The sequence below is a fragment of the Streptomyces sp. NPDC007088 genome (assembly GCF_042869355.1).
Taxonomy (GTDB): Bacteria; Actinomycetota; Actinomycetes; order Streptomycetales; family Streptomycetaceae; genus Streptomyces.
Genome location: NZ_JBIAFO010000001.1, coordinates 39,441 through 55,143, shown reverse-complemented (window position 1 = coordinate 55,143; position 15,703 = coordinate 39,441). Strand labels below are relative to the sequence as shown.

Annotated in this window: 16 protein-coding genes and 1 riboswitch; of the genes, 11 read left to right on the top strand and 5 right to left on the bottom strand. The window is 75.0% G+C overall.

Annotated elements, in window-relative coordinates; genetic code table 11:
• Positions 1 to 23 precede the first annotated feature (23 nt).
• The 4 genes from ACFYMP_RS00270 to ACFYMP_RS00255 form a co-directional block, all read right to left on the bottom strand.
• Positions 24 to 1,553 (bottom strand): cobyric acid synthase, encoded by a 1,530-nt coding sequence (locus ACFYMP_RS00270; RefSeq protein ID WP_388848001.1) that lies wholly within the window; start codon positions 1,551 to 1,553, stop codon positions 24 to 26.
• The gene (locus ACFYMP_RS00265; protein ID WP_388847998.1) at positions 1,550 to 2,503 is read right to left on the bottom strand and encodes a cobalamin biosynthesis protein; all 954 of its coding nucleotides are present in this window, start codon (positions 2,501 to 2,503) and stop codon (positions 1,550 to 1,552) included. The genes ACFYMP_RS00270 and ACFYMP_RS00265 overlap by 4 nt, the downstream gene beginning before the upstream one ends.
• Before the next feature lie 114 nt (positions 2,504 to 2,617).
• Positions 2,618 to 2,762: riboswitch (cobalamin riboswitch) on the bottom strand.
• Positions 2,763 to 2,972: 210 nt separating this feature from the next.
• Complete coding sequence (locus tag ACFYMP_RS00260) at positions 2,973 to 3,245, bottom strand: hypothetical protein (RefSeq protein WP_388847995.1); 273 nt, start codon at positions 3,243 to 3,245, stop codon at positions 2,973 to 2,975.
• 37 nt (positions 3,246 to 3,282) lie between these two features.
• A complete protein-coding gene (locus ACFYMP_RS00255; RefSeq protein WP_388847992.1) occupies positions 3,283 to 4,572 on the bottom strand; it encodes an anion permease in 1,290 nt (429 codons plus the stop codon).
• A gap of 402 nt (positions 4,573 to 4,974) precedes the next feature.
• On the opposite strand from ACFYMP_RS00255, the gene ACFYMP_RS00250 reads away from it, so the two are divergent.
• The 6 genes from ACFYMP_RS00250 to ACFYMP_RS00225 all read left to right on the top strand — a co-directional run bounded on the left by ACFYMP_RS00250 (position 4,975) and on the right by ACFYMP_RS00225 (position 12,296).
• Positions 4,975 to 5,721, top strand: coding sequence for a class II aldolase/adducin family protein (locus ACFYMP_RS00250; RefSeq protein ID WP_388847989.1), 747 nt, complete (start codon positions 4,975 to 4,977; stop codon positions 5,719 to 5,721).
• A gap of 263 nt (positions 5,722 to 5,984) precedes the next feature.
• Positions 5,985 to 7,112, top strand: coding sequence for an alpha/beta hydrolase (locus tag ACFYMP_RS00245; RefSeq protein WP_388849480.1), 1,128 nt, complete (start codon positions 5,985 to 5,987; stop codon positions 7,110 to 7,112).
• A 192-nt stretch (positions 7,113 to 7,304) separates the two neighbouring features.
• Positions 7,305 to 8,747, top strand: coding sequence for a hypothetical protein (locus ACFYMP_RS00240; RefSeq protein ID WP_388847986.1), 1,443 nt, complete (start codon positions 7,305 to 7,307; stop codon positions 8,745 to 8,747).
• 288 nt (positions 8,748 to 9,035) lie between these two features.
• Positions 9,036 to 10,634 carry a ribosomal protection-like ABC-F family protein gene (abc-f, locus tag ACFYMP_RS00235; RefSeq protein ID WP_388847983.1) on the top strand — a complete coding sequence of 533 codons (1,599 nt, stop codon included), beginning with the start codon at positions 9,036 to 9,038 and terminating at the stop codon, positions 10,632 to 10,634.
• 400 nt (positions 10,635 to 11,034) lie between these two features.
• Positions 11,035 to 11,256, top strand: coding sequence for a helix-turn-helix domain-containing protein (locus ACFYMP_RS00230; protein ID WP_363145806.1), 222 nt, complete (start codon positions 11,035 to 11,037; stop codon positions 11,254 to 11,256).
• A gap of 218 nt (positions 11,257 to 11,474) precedes the next feature.
• Positions 11,475 to 12,296, top strand: coding sequence for an enoyl-CoA hydratase/isomerase family protein (locus tag ACFYMP_RS00225; RefSeq protein WP_388847980.1), 822 nt, complete (start codon positions 11,475 to 11,477; stop codon positions 12,294 to 12,296).
• 82 nt (positions 12,297 to 12,378) lie between these two features.
• Here the strand turns inward: ACFYMP_RS00225 and ACFYMP_RS00220 are convergent, their stop codons facing one another.
• Positions 12,379 to 13,146: a hypothetical protein gene (locus tag ACFYMP_RS00220; RefSeq protein WP_388847977.1), complete on the bottom strand. Its 768-nt coding sequence runs from the start codon at positions 13,144 to 13,146 to the stop codon at positions 12,379 to 12,381.
• Positions 13,147 to 13,239: 93 nt separating this feature from the next.
• Between ACFYMP_RS00220 and ACFYMP_RS00215 the strand changes: the two genes are divergently transcribed.
• The 5 genes from ACFYMP_RS00215 (at position 13,240) to amaP (ending at position 15,598) form a co-directional block, all read left to right on the top strand.
• Positions 13,240 to 13,719 (top strand): Asp23/Gls24 family envelope stress response protein, encoded by a 480-nt coding sequence (locus ACFYMP_RS00215; protein ID WP_388847974.1) that lies wholly within the window; start codon positions 13,240 to 13,242, stop codon positions 13,717 to 13,719.
• A gap of 88 nt (positions 13,720 to 13,807) precedes the next feature.
• Positions 13,808 to 13,996: a hypothetical protein gene (locus tag ACFYMP_RS00210; RefSeq protein WP_388847971.1), complete on the top strand. Its 189-nt coding sequence runs from the start codon at positions 13,808 to 13,810 to the stop codon at positions 13,994 to 13,996.
• Between the two features lie 6 nt (positions 13,997 to 14,002).
• The gene (locus ACFYMP_RS00205) at positions 14,003 to 14,344 is read left to right on the top strand and encodes a hypothetical protein (RefSeq protein ID WP_388847968.1); all 342 of its coding nucleotides are present in this window, start codon (positions 14,003 to 14,005) and stop codon (positions 14,342 to 14,344) included.
• The gene (locus ACFYMP_RS00200; protein WP_388847965.1) at positions 14,341 to 15,015 is read left to right on the top strand and encodes a DUF6286 domain-containing protein; all 675 of its coding nucleotides are present in this window, start codon (positions 14,341 to 14,343) and stop codon (positions 15,013 to 15,015) included. Before ACFYMP_RS00205 ends, ACFYMP_RS00200 begins: the two co-directional genes overlap by 4 nt.
• A 4-nt stretch (positions 15,016 to 15,019) precedes the next feature.
• Positions 15,020 to 15,598: an alkaline shock response membrane anchor protein AmaP gene (amaP, locus tag ACFYMP_RS00195; protein ID WP_388847962.1), complete on the top strand. Its 579-nt coding sequence runs from the start codon at positions 15,020 to 15,022 to the stop codon at positions 15,596 to 15,598.
• The last annotated feature ends 105 nt before the right edge of the window (positions 15,599 to 15,703 follow it).

Genomic DNA, 15,703 nt, shown 5'->3' with positions numbered 1-15,703 from the left:
CGTGGAGGTTCCCCGGGCGCCGCTCACCCGCGCGCCCCGGGCGGCGCGGGCGCTCCCGGCGGGACGAAGGGCAGCCCCGGGGGCGCGCCCCCCTCGATCAGCCGCAGCAGCGCGTCCGTGTCGGCGTGCTCCTCGATCAGGTCGCCCAGCAGATCGAGCTGCTCCTCGCGCAACCGGCCGAAGGAGGTGTCCGGCGCGGGCACGAAACGCCGCCCCGCCGCCCGCGCCGTCTGACGCAGGAAGGCGCGCCGGAAGCCGTCGCTCTCCAGCGAACCGTGCCAGTGCGTGCCCCACACGCAGCCGGCCCGGCAGCCGTCGAGGAAGGGTTCGCCGCCCCTCACCTCGGCCACGCCGTGGTGGATCTCGTAGCCCTCGACCCGCTCGCCGAGCGCGCTGCCCGAGGGCCGCGCGAGGGTCTTCTCGCGGGCGAAACGCACCCGCACCGGCAGCAGCCCGAGCCCCTCGACGGTGCCGGCCCGCGACTCCACCTCGTCCTCGATCACCTCACCGAGCAACTGGAACCCGCCGCAGATGCCGAGCACCGGACGGCCGGCGGCGGCCCGCCGGGACAGCTCCGCCGCGAGGCCCCGCTCGCGCAGCCAGCGCAGCGCGCCGACCGTGCCGCGGGTACCGGGGACGACCACGAGATCGGCGTCGGCCAGCTCCTGCGGACGGTCCACGAAACGCACGACGACGCCCGGTTCGGCCGCGAGCGCGTCGACGTCCGTGAAGTTCGACATGAGCGGCACCGCGCACACCGCGACCCGCAGCACGTCCTCGCCGTACGGCTCGCTCACCGCCGACTCGCGCACCGCCCCGCGCAGCGACACCGCGAGCCCGTCCTCCTCGTCGATGCCCAGGCCGTGCCGGAAGGGCAGGACGCCGAAGGTGCGGCGCCCGGTCAGCTGCTCCAGCATCACGAGGCCCGGCTCCAGGAGCGAGACGTCGCCCCGGAACTTGTTGACGAGGTAGCCCGCGATCAGCTCCTGGTCCCCGGGGTCCAGCAGCGCCGTCGTCCCGAAGAACGAGGCGAACACCCCGCCCCGGTCGATGTCGCCCACGACCAGGACCGGCAGCCGCGCGGCGCGCGCGACCCCCATGTTGACCAGATCGGTGCGGCGCAGGTTGATCTCCGCCGGGCTGCCCGCGCCCTCGCAGATCACCGCGTCGTAGCGCGAGCGCAACTGCTCCAGACAGTCCACGACCGTGCCGAGCAGCGTCTCCTGGCGTCCCCCGTGGTACGCCCGCGCGCTCAGCTCGCCGACCGGCCGGCCCAGCAGCACGACCTGGCTCGTGCGGTCGCCGCCCGGTTTGAGCAGCACCGGGTTCATGAGCGCGCTCGGCTCGATCCGGGCGGCCTGCGCCTGCATGGCCTGCGCCCGGCCGATCTCCGCGCCCTCCCGCGTCACGTACGAGTTGAGGGACATGTTCTGTCCCTTGAACGGCGCGACCCGCACGCCCTGGCGTACCAGCCACCGGCAGATCCCGGCGGTCACGACGCTCTTGCCCGCGTCCGAGGTGGTCCCCGCGACCAGCAGTCCGCCGCCCCTCACAGGGACCTCCCGCGCCGCAGCGCCGCCCAGCCGGTCCGGGCCCCCGCGCAGGCCGCCAGGGACAGCCAGGCCACCCGCCGCGACAGCCGCACGGCGCGTTCGATGTCGGCGACAGCGACCGGCCGCCCCCTCCCGTTCAGCACCGGCCGGTGCTCGACCCGGCCGCCGTACGCGAGGGTCCCGCCCAGCCGCACCCCGAGCGCCCCCGCGAACGCGGCCTCCACCCGGCCCGCGTTGGGGCTCGGATGGCGGTGCGCGTCCTCCCGTACGGCGGTGAGCGCGGCGCGCGGCCGGCCCCCCGACACGATCGCCCAGCCCGCCGTCAGCCGGGCCCCCGGCCAGCCGAGGACGTCGTCGAGACGCGCCGCCGACCAGCCGAAACGCCGGTGGCGCGGCGAGCGGTGACCCACCATCGCGTCCAGCGTGTTGACCGCGCGGAAGCCCAGCAGCCCCGGCACCCCGGCCGCCGCACCCCACACGAGGGCGCCGACCACGGCGTCGGAGGTGTTCTCGGCGACGGACTCCACGACGGCGCGCGCGATCCCGTCCGCGTCCAGGGACTGCGGATCGCGTCCGCACAGGTGGGGCAGGCGCGCCCGCGCCGTCTCCACCTCTCCGGCCGCGAGGGCGGCGCCGATCGCACGGGCCTCCCGGCCCAGCGAGGTGCCGCCCACGACCGTCCAGGTGGCGGCGGCGGTCAGGGCGAGGGAGGCGGCGGGGGAGCGGCGCGCCCACCGCGCGGCGAGCGCCCCGAGGGCGGTCGCGCCCCCGGCGCACAGCGCGGTGTGGAGGGCTCCGGCGCCCCGGTGGTCACGCCACAGGACCCGCTCGGCGGCCGAGGCCGCGCGCCCGAACAGCGCGACCGGATGGCCGCGCCGGGGATCACCGAGGAGCAGGTCGCCGAGCAGACCGGCGGTGGCGCCGGCCGTGAGAACACGTTCGGCACGCATGGCGTCAGTCCGCCGTCACACCTCGTGCGACGGACGGGAGGCGGAAGGCTCCGGGCGGAGCGGGACGGCGGCTGCCGGACATGCGGGTGTCCTCACTCAGGGTCCGCGCCCTGGTTCGAAGGAGTCCGGCAGCGAGAGTTCCTGACTCACGGAGAGACCTGCTCTCCGCTCACAGTGGCGGGACCGCGCCGGACTCGCACCGGGCTTCCTCTGCTGCTGCCGAATGGGCCCCGGCAGTCCACCACGCGCGGAGAACGCCCGTCAACTCCCACTTGACGCCATAACGGACATGTGCCGAGACCCACACCGCCTCCGACCTGGGCCGCAGCGAAACGGCAGCGGGCCGGGCGGGTACGGGTCGGGGTACGGCGGAGCGCCGGGTACGGCGAGGGGCGGACGGCCCGCACGGCCGCCCGCCCCTCACGCGTCTCCCGCCCGCGCGCGACGCCGCGGGCGCCGCGTCGCGGACTCAGGCGACGATGACGTAGATCCCGTACCCGACGGCCGCCAGGCACAGCGCGAAGCACGCGTAGGCCCCGGTACGCAGGAGGGCCGGCGTGCCGCCGCCCGCCCCGCCGGCGGGCACCGCCGCCGCGGGGGCCGTACCCGCGGCCTGCGCGCGCCGGGTCCGCGAGGCGCGCGAGAGGCCGGCGATACCGAGCGCGAACGCGCCCACCAGCGCCACGGTGATGCCGAGGCTCACGCCGAAGACGGAGCCGAGCGCCGCCCAGTCGATATGCATCTGCGAGGTCCTTTCTGGCCGGTTGGCCGCAGCGGGCTCAGGCCGCGCCCGATCCGGCGCGCTCGGTGGGGCGGTCGGCCCGGGGGGCGGGGGCGTCGATGGTCGCGGTCAGGGTGTCGGGGGCCTCGGCCGCCGTCGGCTGCACCGGGACGCTCAGGACGCCTGCCGGTGGCGGGGTCACGGCCGCCACGGCCTGGGTGACCACCCCGGAGGGTTCGGCGGCGGGGGCTTTCGCGCCCACGTCGTGGTGGCTGACCGGCTTGCGGCGCGACAGCAGCCAGATGTAGCCGCCCGCCGCGATCAGCAGGGCCGCGGTGAGCGAGACGCCCCAGGCGCCCTGCCGGGTCAGGAACTCCGCGCCGGCGCCGACGACGGCGGCGGCGGGCAGGGTCAGCACCCAGGCGACGGCCATCCGGCTCGCGGTCGACCAGCGGACCTGGCCGCCCTTGCGGCCGAGCCCCGCGCCCATCACGGAACCCGAGCACGCCTGCGTCGTCGAGAGGGAGAAGCCGAGGTGCGAGGAGGCGAGGATGACGGTCGCCGCTCCGGTCTGCGAGGCGAAGCCCTGGGGCGGCGCCAGGTCGGTGAGCCCGGTGCCCATCGTGCGGATGATGCGCCAGCCGCCCAGGTACGTACCGAGCGCGATCGCGCAGCCCGCCGAGAGGATGACCCACAGCGGCGGGTTCGAGCCGGGCTTGAGCACGTCGCCGGTCACGAGGGCCAGCGTGATGATGCCCATGGTCTTCTGCGCGTCGTTGGTGCCGTGCGCGAGCGAGACCAGTCCGGCCGAGGCGATCTGCCCGGCCCGGTAGCCCTTGCGGCCGGTCTCCTCGTCCACCCCCCGCGTGATCCGGTACGTGAGCCGGGTCGCGAGGAACGAGGCGAGACCGGCGACCAGCGGGGCGGCCAGCGCCGGGATGACGATCTTGGTGACGACCGTGCCGCCGTTGACGGTGGAGAACCCGGCCGAGGCGACGGCGGCACCGATGAGCCCGCCGAACAGCGCGTGCGAGGAACTGGAGGGAAGCCCCAGCAGCCAGGTCACGAGGTTCCACAGGATGGCGCCCACCAGCGCCGCGAAGATCACTTCTGTCTTGAGTCCCTGTTCATTGACGATCCCGCCGGAGATCGTTCTGGCCACCTCCACGGAGAGGAAGGCGCCGACGAGATTGAGAGCCGCGGACATGGCCACGGCCGTCTTGGGTTTGAGGGCGCCGGTCGAGATGGTGGTGGCCATCGCGTTGGCTGTGTCGTGGAAACCGTTCGTGAAGTCGAACACGAGAGCGGTGACGATCACGATCCCGAGGAGAAGCGTGATGTGTTCCATTTACCCGGGCTTCTGTTGGACGTCAATGTCACGACGAACGTAAGCAGTCCGAGTGAACGGAAGATGAACTGGGGCGGGCGCTGTGGTGACCCGAAGTGGAGCGCGGCCACCGGGTGAGGGCCGTGCGGGCCCCCGGCGCCCGGAACGCCGGGTTCCGGGCCTTCCGTTTGTCCGGCCGGGCGGCCGGGCGGCCGGGCCGAGTGAGCTTTGTCGCGCCGCCGCGACCGGGCCCACCGAGCACCCCGGCCCGCGCGAGACGGGATGACATCACACCGAACCGCTCGAACGCCTCGAAACCCTCGAATGCCTCGAACCTCTCGAACCGGTCCAACCCCTCGAACCGGCACCCGGCCGGGAGGCCCGGGGCCACCGGGTCCGCTCCGGCGGGCGCGCGCTGGCAGGATGCCGCGCATGACGCGACGACAGGAGCGGGGCCGGCGCCGGTACGAGGGCGGGAAGCGGCCGCACGAGGACACGGCCGGACCGGGGGTGCGGAAGGCGGCCTGGTCCGCGCTCGTGGACACCGCCCGCAGGACCGTCGCGGACGGACTCGTCGTCGGCACCTCCGGCAACGTCTCGGTCCGCGTCGACGATCCCGAGCTGGGCGAGCTGGTGCTGGTCACCCCGACCGGCGTGCCCTACGACCGGCTGCGCCCCGGCGACGCGGTCGGCGTCGACCTGGAGGGACGGCAGCGGCTGGGCCGCCTGCGGCCCACGAGCGAGCTGCCGATGCACCTCGCCGTGTACCGCCACACCCCCGCACGGGCCCTCGTGCACACCCACGCCGTGCACGCCACGGCCGTGTCCACCCTGGTCACCGAGGTGCCCGCCGTCCACTACATCACCGCCGCGCTCGGCGGACCGGTGCGCGTCGCCCCGTACGCCCCGTACGGCAGCGAGGAACTCGCCGACCACCTGCTGCGCGCCCTGCGCGGGCGCACCGCCTGCCTGCTGGCCAACCACGGCACCGCCGCGTACGGCGACACCCTCGACCAGGCGTACGAGCGCACCGCGCAACTGGAGTGGATGTGCCGCGTCTGGCTGACGGCGGCGGCCGTCCCCGGCCACACCCCGCGCCTGCTCGGCGCGCGGCAGCTCGCCGAGGCCGCCGCGCGGTTCACCGGATACGGGCAGCCGGACGCGCGCTGAGCACGGCCGCGGCGGTACGCCTCTTCCGTGCGGGGAAGGCGTACCGCGCAGGGGCGGGGGAGACGCCCCTGCCGTGCCCGCGCCGCCCCGCCCCGAGAGGAACGCCCGCGATGACAGCGACACCCTTCAGGCAGCGCACCCCCGGCCGCGCCGCGCCCCGGACGGCGCGGCGGCTGAGCGACCTGATCCGGGAGGCCCACCGGGCGTCACCCGCGCGCACACGTCCGCTGGCCGCCCCGGGCCGGGGACCGGACACTGGAGCGGTGCGCACCGCAAAAGCAACCGCGGCGGCTCTGACCGCCCTGCTCGGAGCCGGCGCGGCGGCCGTGGCCGCCGGGCGGCTGGCCGGCGACGCGGCCCTCAAGGCGCCTCCCGGCCGGCCGCTGCCCACCGAACCCCGGCTCACCGTCCACTCCGCGGCCGCCGACCGCGTCACCCTGACCCGGGCCCTCGCCTCGCGGCGCCCCGGCGTCTACGGACTCGGCGGAGACGGCTCGCACGCGGTCCTCGGCCCCGTCGTGGACGGCGAGCCGCACCAGGCCGACACCGTGGTCCGCGAACTGCGCCGCGTCACGCACGGCACCCTCGACCCCGGGGACCGCGTGTGGCTGACCCCGCAGGTCCACGTCGGGGACCCCCGCAGCGCCCTCGGACTCGACTACGAGGACGTCGAGATCCCCGGCGAACTCGGCGCCCTGCCCGCCTGGTACCTGCCCGGTGGGCGCCGCACCTGGGTCATCACCGCGCACGGCCTCGGGACGACGCGCGAGCACCCCATGGTGCTCATGGACTTCCTGCACCGGCACAAACTCCCCGTGCTCGACCTCGCCTACCGCGGCGACCCCGGCGCGCCCCCCGCCCCCGGCGGACTCGGGCACTTCGGCGAGAGCGAGTGGCGCGACCTCGACGCCGCCCTCCGCTTCGCCGTGCGCAACGGCGCCCAGCACGTCGTCCTGCACGGCTGGTCCACGGGCGCCGCCATGGCGCTGCGGGCCGCCGCCCGCTCCGGGCTGCGCGACCGGATCGCCGGTCTCGTCCTCGACTCGCCGGTCCTGAGCTGGCAGTACGCCCTCGGGGCCCTCGCCCGCGCCCGGCACACCCCCGGCGCCCTGCTGCCGCTCGCGGTCCGCGCCGCCGAGGGCCGCACGGGACTGCCCCCGGAGCGCGTGGACCGGGCCGCCGACCCGCGCGCCCTGCGGGTCCCGGTGCTCGCCGTGCACGGCCCCGACGACGTGATCGCCCCCTACCGGCTCACCCGCGCCTTCGCCGAGGCCCGTCCCGACCTCGTCACCCTGCACACCGTCGACCAGGCCCCGCACGGCGCGATGTGGAACCGCGACCCGGCCCGGTACGAGGAGACACTCCGCCGCTTCCTCACCCCCCTCATGTGAGCGGGCCTCAGGTGAGCGGGCGGACCGCTCGCCCAGTCCCCCCAAGGCGCGAAGGCCCTCGCCCGCCCCGGCGCGAAGCGGCGGGCGAGCGGCCTGCGCACAGGTCGCCGGGGCCGTGCGACCAAGCCTTTGGGCACCGGTGAGCGAGGTTCCGTTTGGGCTTTCGGGCCGTCAACGGGGAGACTGCCCTCCGTGACGTCCCGTATCCCGCGCGACTCCAGGCTCCGACTCGTAGGCCGCCCCCTCGCGGCCCCCGCCCGCACGGTCGCGGAACGGCGCCCGCGCCGTCCCGCTCCCCGGCCACCCGAGGGCACCCCACCGCCCTCCGAGCTGGCCCGTACCGCGCGCGCCGTGCTCGCGGGGGCCGCGACCGTCGCCCGCTGGGCCGACCGCGAACGGCGCCCCGCGCCCGGCCGGTTGCACGCCGCCCGGCACACCGCCCCCGACTCGCCCGCCTCCCGGCGCGGCGGCGAGCACACCCTGCCCGAGGCCGCGGTCGAGGAGGCCGCCGCCGCGCTCGGCCTCAGCCCGGCCCAGGTACGCGTCGACTGGGACGCCGCCCGGCTCGCCGGACTCGTCGAGGTGCACGGCGGCGTGGCCAGACCCGGCTGGCGGCTGCGTGCCTGGGAGCACGACGACACCGCCGTCCTGCGCGGCTGGGTCGCCCTGTTCGACGCGTGGTCGCTCGTGCACCCCGAGGGCGCCGGGACGGGGGAGCGGCCCGCCGACCCGGCCGCCGTCGCCGAGGTCGTCGAGGCCATGCCGCAGCTCCTGTCCGTACTCCAGCTCTCGGCCGGCACCGTGCCGCGCGAACAGCTCCTGGACCTCCTGGAGCAGCGCGTCGAGGAGCTGCGCTCCGAACGCTGCGAGATCCCGGCCGCGGGCGCCCCCGCGGCCGAACCGGCCGAAGGGCCCGCGCTGCCCGTCCTGCTCGACTGGGCACTGGTGCGCCTCGCCGCGGTCGGCGCCCTCACCGTCTCCGAGGACGAGATCACCCTCACCTCGCTCGGCAGCTGGGCGGTGTGGGTCAAGCTGGAGCAGATCTGCGTGGCCGCGCAGTCCCCGGCCGGCAACATCGAGCAGTCCGCGCAGGACATGCTGCGCGGCTGCGCCCGGCTGCGGCCCGGGGACGCCCGCGCCGAGTACCGGGCCTGGCTCGCCGCCCGCACCGTCGGCAGCGCCGTCCAGGAACTGCTCGACGCCGCCCGCGGCGACGACGCCCTGCTGCGCGGACTCGCCTTCGAGGCGCTGCGCGTGGTCGGCGCCCCCGCCGAGCCGGGCGTACGCGCGGTCGCCGGAGAACTGCCGCTGCGGCCCTACGCGCTGCTGTGGCTGGCCGAACAGGAGGGCACCGACGCCGAGGACGCGCACGCCGTCCTCACCCGTGAGGAGTCCACCTGGCTGTGGATCGACACGGCCGCCGCCGTCAGCGACCACGGCGACACCGACCTCCTGGTGCGCCACCTCGACGCCGCCGTCCAGCCCACCGTGCCCGCGCTGCTGGACGAGGTCCGTTCCGTCGACCACCCGCGCACCGTGCAGGTGCTGCTCGCCCTGGCCTCGGCGCACCCCGATCCCGCGCTCGCGAAGGCGGTGCGCCGGGCCGCCTTCCAGGTCCACACCGGGGGCGCCTGACCCCACGGCTCGCTGCCGCCCGGGGCGGGGCCCGGAACGGTGGGGGGCCGGCGGGCGCGGCCCCGGCAGGCGCGGCCCGGGTACGGCCGGGCCACCGCCGCACCCGGGCCGGGCAAACCGCTTGCCCGCCCCCGTTAGACTGACGTCATGGCCTTTCTCCTTGTGCATTAGCCGGCGTCGACCCGACGCCGGCGCGCCGTCCGTCCGGCCGCCCCGTGCCGGGACCGCGCGCCGTGCGCCGCACCCGAGTCCGCCCTTCCGCCGCCCCAACCGCCCTGGAGACCGTCCGTGATCACCGCCACCGGCATCGAGCTGCGCGCCGGCGCCCGCATCCTCATCGAGAACGCCAGCTTCCGCGTCGCCAAGGGCGACCGGATCGGACTGGTCGGCCGCAACGGCGCGGGGAAGACCACGCTCACCAAGTGCCTGGCCGGTGAGGGCATCCCCGCGGCCGGCACCATCACCCGCTCCGGCGAGGTCGGCTACCTCCCGCAGGACCCGCGCACCGGCGACCTCGACGTGCTCGCCCGCGACCGGGTCCTGTCCGCGCGCGGCCTCGACGTCCTGCTGCAGAAGATGCGGGAGAACGAGGAGCGCATGGCCAACGGCAAGGGCGCCACCCGCGACAAGGCCATGCGCAAGTACGAGCGCCTGGAGACGGAGTTCCTCACCAAGGGCGGATACGCCGCCGAGGCCGAGGCCGCGACCATCGCCGCCGCGCTCAACCTCCCCGACCGGGTGCTCGGCCAGCCGCTGCACACCCTCTCGGGCGGTCAGCGCCGCCGTATCGAACTGGCCCGCATCCTCTTCTCCGACGCGGACACCCTGCTGCTCGACGAGCCCACCAACCACCTCGACGCGGACTCGATCGTCTGGCTGCGCGACTACCTGAAGACCTACCGCGGCGGGTTCATCGTCATCTCCCACGACGTGGAGCTGGTCGAGACGGTCGTCAACAAGGTCTTCTACCTGGACGCCAACCGCTCCCGCATCGACGCCTACAACATGGGCTGGAAGCTGTACCAGCAGCAGCGCGAGGCCGACGAGAAGCGCCGCAAGCGCGAGCGGCAGAACGCCGAGAAGAAGGCGTCCGCGCTCAACGCGCAGGCCGACAAGATGCGCGCCAAGGCCACCAAGACGGTCGCCGCGCAGAACATGGCCCGCCGCGCCGAGCGGCTGCTGTCCGGTCTGGAGGAGGTGCGCCAGTCCGACAAGGTCGCCAAGCTGCGCTTCCCCGAACCCTCGCCGTGCGGGAAGACCCCGCTCACCGCCGAGGGGCTGTCCAAGTCCTACGGCTCGCTGGAGATCTTCACCGACGTCGACCTCGCGATCGACAAGGGCTCCCGCGTCGTCATCCTCGGCCTCAACGGCGCCGGCAAGACGACCCTGCTGCGCCTGCTCGCGGGTGTCGAGACGCCGGACACCGGCGAGGTCGTCGAGGGCCACGGGCTCAAGCTCGGCTACTACGCGCAGGAGCACGAGACCCTCGACCCCGAGCGCACCGTGCTGGAGAACATGCGCTCGGCCGCCCCCGACCTCGACCTCGTCGAGGTCCGTAAGACGCTCGGCTCCTTCCTGTTCTCGGGTGACGACGTCGACAAGCCCGCCGGGGTGCTCTCCGGCGGGGAGAAGACCCGGCTGGCGCTCGCCACCCTCGTCGTCTCCTCGGCCAACGTCCTCCTTCTGGACGAACCGACCAACAACCTCGACCCCGCCAGCCGCGAGGAGATCCTCGGCGCGCTGCACACCTACAAGGGCGCCGTCGTCCTGGTCACCCACGACGAGGGCGCCGTCGAGGCGCTCCAGCCGGAGCGCATCATCATGCTGCCCGACGGCGTCGAGGACCTGTGGGGCGCGGACTACCGCGATCTGGTCTCCCTCGCCTGACCGGCGGCCCGCACCCCGCCTCCGGCGGCCGCCCGCCCGTCCGGGGCGCCGGCCGGTCGCGGGGAGCGGCCCCGGTGATCGCCCGCGACCGGATCATTCGGCTCATCGGTGATCCTTCATCTGGGTGAGAAGCCCTCGTACCGTCGTGTGTCCCCGAGTGATTCGGGGCCTCATCTGCGGGTACTGGCTCCTGTACACCGTCCACCGCGCTGACCTGCCCCTTCTGTGGGGAATCGGCGCGGTGCCCGCCGGGAAGATCACCGGAACAGCCTGTTCCGTTCGTGATCTCGGCCCGGCACCACGGCAAGCTCGTCCTGTGGACCTTGCTGAATGGGTGGCCAGGATTGCCGGGAGGGGTGATCATGAGAGTCCAGAGCGCACTTCCCACGAGGAGGCACGGGTGGCCGAGACTCTGAAGAAGGGCAGCCGGGTAACCGGCGCCGCGCGCGACAAGCTCGCGGCAGACCTGAAGAAGAAGTACGACGGTGGTGCGAGCATCCGGGCGCTGGCCGAGGAGACGGGCCGGTCGTACGGATTCGTGCACCGCATGCTCAGCGAATCGGGCGTGACGCTGCGAGGACGCGGCGGAGCGACCCGGGGAAAGAAGACCGCCGCCAACTGACCGGGCGGCGCGGGACCGGCCGTGGCGGCCTGCGACCCCTCGGGGCGCCGGCGTCGGCACCCCGCCCACCCGGCCCTGGCACCAGCGGTGCGGCAGCACATTCAGCGGCACAGGCAACAGACCCAGTACCTCCGTGGTGACCACCCGGCTGTCCTCCCAGTCGGCCGGGTGGTTACTGTGCAGTCACTTACGACGGCACAGCACCCCGGAGGCTCTTCATGGCTTCAACCGGTACCGGTAACGGCGGCGACGGCAAGACCACCGTCCTGCTCGACACCGACGGCGTACGGCTCACCGTGGACGACGCGGTGGCGACCGTCACGCTGACCAATCCGGCCAAGCGAAACGTCCAGAATCCCGCGCTGTGGCGGGCGTTGGCGCAGGCCGGAAGGGAACTGCCGGGCGACGTCCGGATCGTCGTGCTGCGCGGTGAGGGCAAGTCCTTCTCCGCGGGCCTGGACCGGAAGGCGTTCACCCCCGAGGGCTTCGAGGGGGAGACGTCCTTCCTCACGCTGGCCCAGGGCACGGACGAGGACCTGGACGCGGCCATCGCCGGATACCAGGAGGCGTTCACTTGGTGGCGGCGGCCCGACCTCGTGTCGATCGCCGTCGTCCAGGGGCATGCCATCGGGGCCGGTTTCCAGCTCGCCCTCGCCTGCGATCTGCGGGTGGTGGCCGAGGACGTGCAGTTCGCGATGCGGGAGACCAGCCTCGGGCTGGTGCCGGACCTGACCGGCACCAGCCCGCTGGTCTCTCTCGTCGGTCAGGGCCGGGCCCTGGAGATCTGCCTCACCGGCCGTTACGTGCACGCCGAGGAGGCGGCCAGGTCCGGGCTCGCCAACCTCGTGGTGCCCGCCGCCGAACTCGACGGCGCCGTCCAGGACCTGTGCGCCGCGCTCCTCGCTCCGCCCCGGGGCGCCGTCATCGAGACGAAGGCGCTCCTCCAGGGCGCGGCCGGGCGCGACTACGAGGAGCAGCGCGCCGCGGAACGCGCCGCCCAGGCCCGCCGCCTGCGCGACCTCATGGGCTCCGGCGACTAGCACGGCACGGCGGTCAGGAGCGTACTCGCTTCCGGCTCCCGTACGCGTGCGTGCCCCCGCCCGGAGCCGTGGACCCACGGCTCTAGGCGGGGGCTTCGCCGTTCCCGGCGTCCGGGAGCCACCCGGTGACCAGCACCGTGACCGTCGTCCCCGGCTCCAGCACGGAGCCGACCGCCGAGCGCACCGCGCGGACCGTGTCGGGCAGCGGGCGCAGATCGGTGGCGACGACTTCGACGCGTACGTGGGTGGGGGAGCCGTCCTCGCGGGCCTCGCCCAGCCGCACCGGCCGGCCGTGCCCGCCGAAGGCCCCGCCCAGCCCGGCGACCCCGTCCACGGAGCGGGCCGCCGTCGCCGCGTGGCGGGCGATCCCCTCGGGCACCCGGCTCTCGTCGGCTTCGAGGGGCCGGCCCTGACCGGTGGAGGTGGGCGTCCGCCCGGCCCGCGGGTCCTCGTCGAGTAGGTCGGTGACGCGCAGATCGGCCCGCGCGACGGCGAGCCCCAGCCGGTCCCGCGCCGTCGACAGGAGCACCACGCGCAGGGTCGCCGCCGTCTCCGGCAGAGGGTGGGTGACGCACGCGGCGAAGGAGGCCGACAGCCGCAGGGGGCCCGGGGGCAGGGCGGTGGGCGGGGCCGGGAACGTCGTCTGCGGAGTAACGGAGTCATCCGTTCGGGTGGGGATCAGGGTGATCCTCTCCAGCCGCACCCCGGGGGCCAGGTCCCCGGCGTGGCGCAGCGCCGAAACGGCGGCGGACTCCGCCAGCCAGGCGCCCGCCGTGCCGTCGCCCAAGGGCAGCAACCCGCCGAACGCCACCTGATCCCGCACCGCCTGCGTCCACCGTTGAGCCGTCATGTGCTCACCCTGCCGCATTCACGGCGCACATCCGCGCAACCCCGCTTAGTGTGAGCAAAAGGAGTGCAACCTCCCCGAAAGGGATGACCCCCCATGAGTGAGACCCCCCAGCAGCAGCGCAGGCCCGAGGGCAGTGGTCCGGGCGAGCAGAACCGGCGCGGTGGCGGCGACCCCGCCGAGCGCGGAAAGACCAGCATCGCCGACGGCGTCGTCGAGAAGATCGCCGGGCTCGCCGCCCGGGACGTCGTGGGTGTGCACGCCATGGGCAGCGGCGCGGCCCGTACCTTCGGCGCGATGCGGGACCGGGTGCCGGGCGGCGGCAACTCGAAGTCCGTGACGCGCGGAGTGAAGGCGGAGGTCGGCGAGGTCCAGGCGGCGATCGACCTGGAGATCGTCGTCGAGTACGGAGAGTCGATCACCGAGGTCACGCGCGCCGTGCGCAAGAACGTCATCAACGCCGTGGAGCGGATGACGAGCCTGGAGGTCGTCGAGGTCAACATCTCGGTGAGCGACGTCAAGCTCCCCGACGAACCGGACGACGACGAGGACGAATCCGGTTCGCGGGTTCAGTGACCACTGCCTGCCGGGCCCCGGGACACGGCACCACTTCCCGGGGCCTGTGCCGAAACTGTGAACAGCGGCGTCGTTGGAGGAACTCACCATGAGCATGGCCGTGCTCGGTCTGATCGTCGGGATGGCCCTGGCCTTCGCCGGATACTTCGGGGGCTTCGGCGCCTTTCTGCTGGTGGCGGCGCTCGGCGCCGTCGGTTTCGTCGTAGGGCGGTTCCTCGACGGGGATCTGGAACCCGGTGACTTCTTCAGGCCGCGCGAGCGCGGCGACCGGCGGTGAGAAGCGGTGTCCGGACAGACCGTCGAAGCCGCCGACCGGGGAGCCACCCGGATCGCCGACCGTGTCGTCGCCAAGATCGCCGCCCAGGCGGCCCGGGAGGCGGTGGAGCGGGTGCCGCCCGGGGGAAAGGCGCCGCGCGCCTCCGTGGCCGTCCACCGGGAGACCGCCCGGGTGAGCATCACCCTGGAGCTGGAGTACCCGTGCGACATCGGGCGGCGCTGCGGCGCCGTCCGCCACCGGGTGACCGAACGGGTCGGGAAGCTCGCGGGGATGAAGGTGCCCGAGGTGACCGTGCAGGTCGAACGCCTGCACCCGGTCGAGAACGACAGCGTGGGGAGGACCTCGTGAGCGAAGCGGAGGGCGCCACCCGCGTCCCGTCCGTCCTGGAGAAGGCGGAGGCGGGGCTCGAACAACCGCCACCACCGCCGGGTTCCCAAGGACCCGTCCCACTGCCCGACCCGGACGCGCCGCCCGTCGCGCGGGCCGGGCGCTTCTGGTCCGCCCGGCGGGTGCCCGCGGGCATCGTGTCGCTGCTGGTCCTCGCCGGTACCGCGCTCTTCCTGTACGACGTCGTCGCGGTCCGCACCGGTCACCCGGCGATGCAGTGGCGGCGCACCCTCTCCAGCGAACTGGCGAGCCGCCCGCTGAAGGACAACTGGGTGCTGGTCGGCGCGGGTGTCGCCGCCGCCCTCGGGCTGTGGCTGCTCGTGCTCGCCCTGACCCCCGGCTGCCGGCGGCTGCTGGCGATGCGCCGCCCCTACCCCGGGGTACGGGGCGCGTTGCACCGGGACGCCGCCGGGCTGATCCTGCGCGACCGGGCCATGCAGGTGGCGGGGGTGCAGTCGGTCAAGGTCCGGGCCCGGCGCCGCAAGGCCAAGGTGAAAGCCGTCGCCCACTTCCGCGACACCGACGAGGTCCGCACCGAACTCACCCAGGCCATGGGCACCGCCACCACCGAACTGGGGCTCGCGCGCACGCCCCGGCCGGTGATCAGGGTCCGCCGGCCGGGGAAGGACTGAGGCCATGCTGCGCACTGTCAACCGCGTCCTGCTCGCGCTGTGCGGGCTCGTGCTGATCGCCCTGGGCGGACCGGTCCTCGCGATCGGGCTCGGCGTGAAACCGCCCTCCTGGTGGATTCACGACGGCAAGCACGACGTCCTGCTCAGCCGGGCGGAGCGCACCAAGTGGCGGGGCGAGGACTGGTGGTGGCCGGTCGTCATCGCGGCCCTCGCCGTCCTCCTGCTGCTGGCCCTGTGGTGGCTCGCCGCCGGGCTGCGCCGCCGCAGGCTCGCCGGGCTCGCCCTCGACACGGGGGACGGGGACGGCGCCACGCTGCGCGGCCGGGCCCTGCAGGACGCGCTGGCCGCCGGGGCCGAGCGCACCGACGGGGTCGACCGGGCCCGGGTCCGGTTCACCGGCCGCCGCACCTCGCCCCGCGCGCGCCTGCGCCTGGACCTCGACGCGCAGGCCAGCCCCGTCCTGGTCCAGCACCACACCGTGACCGGGGCCCTGCGCACGGCGCGGGAGTCGGCGGGACTGGACTCGCTGCCCGCCGAGGTACGCATGTTCGGCGCCGGTCACGGGGCCGACCGCGTGCAGTGACGCGGGGGCGGACCCGGGAAGGGGGGGGGGGGGGGGGGCGGGCCCCGCCCCCCCCCCCCCCCCCCCCCCCCCCCGCGCGCGGGCCGCGCGGCCGCCGGGGGCCCC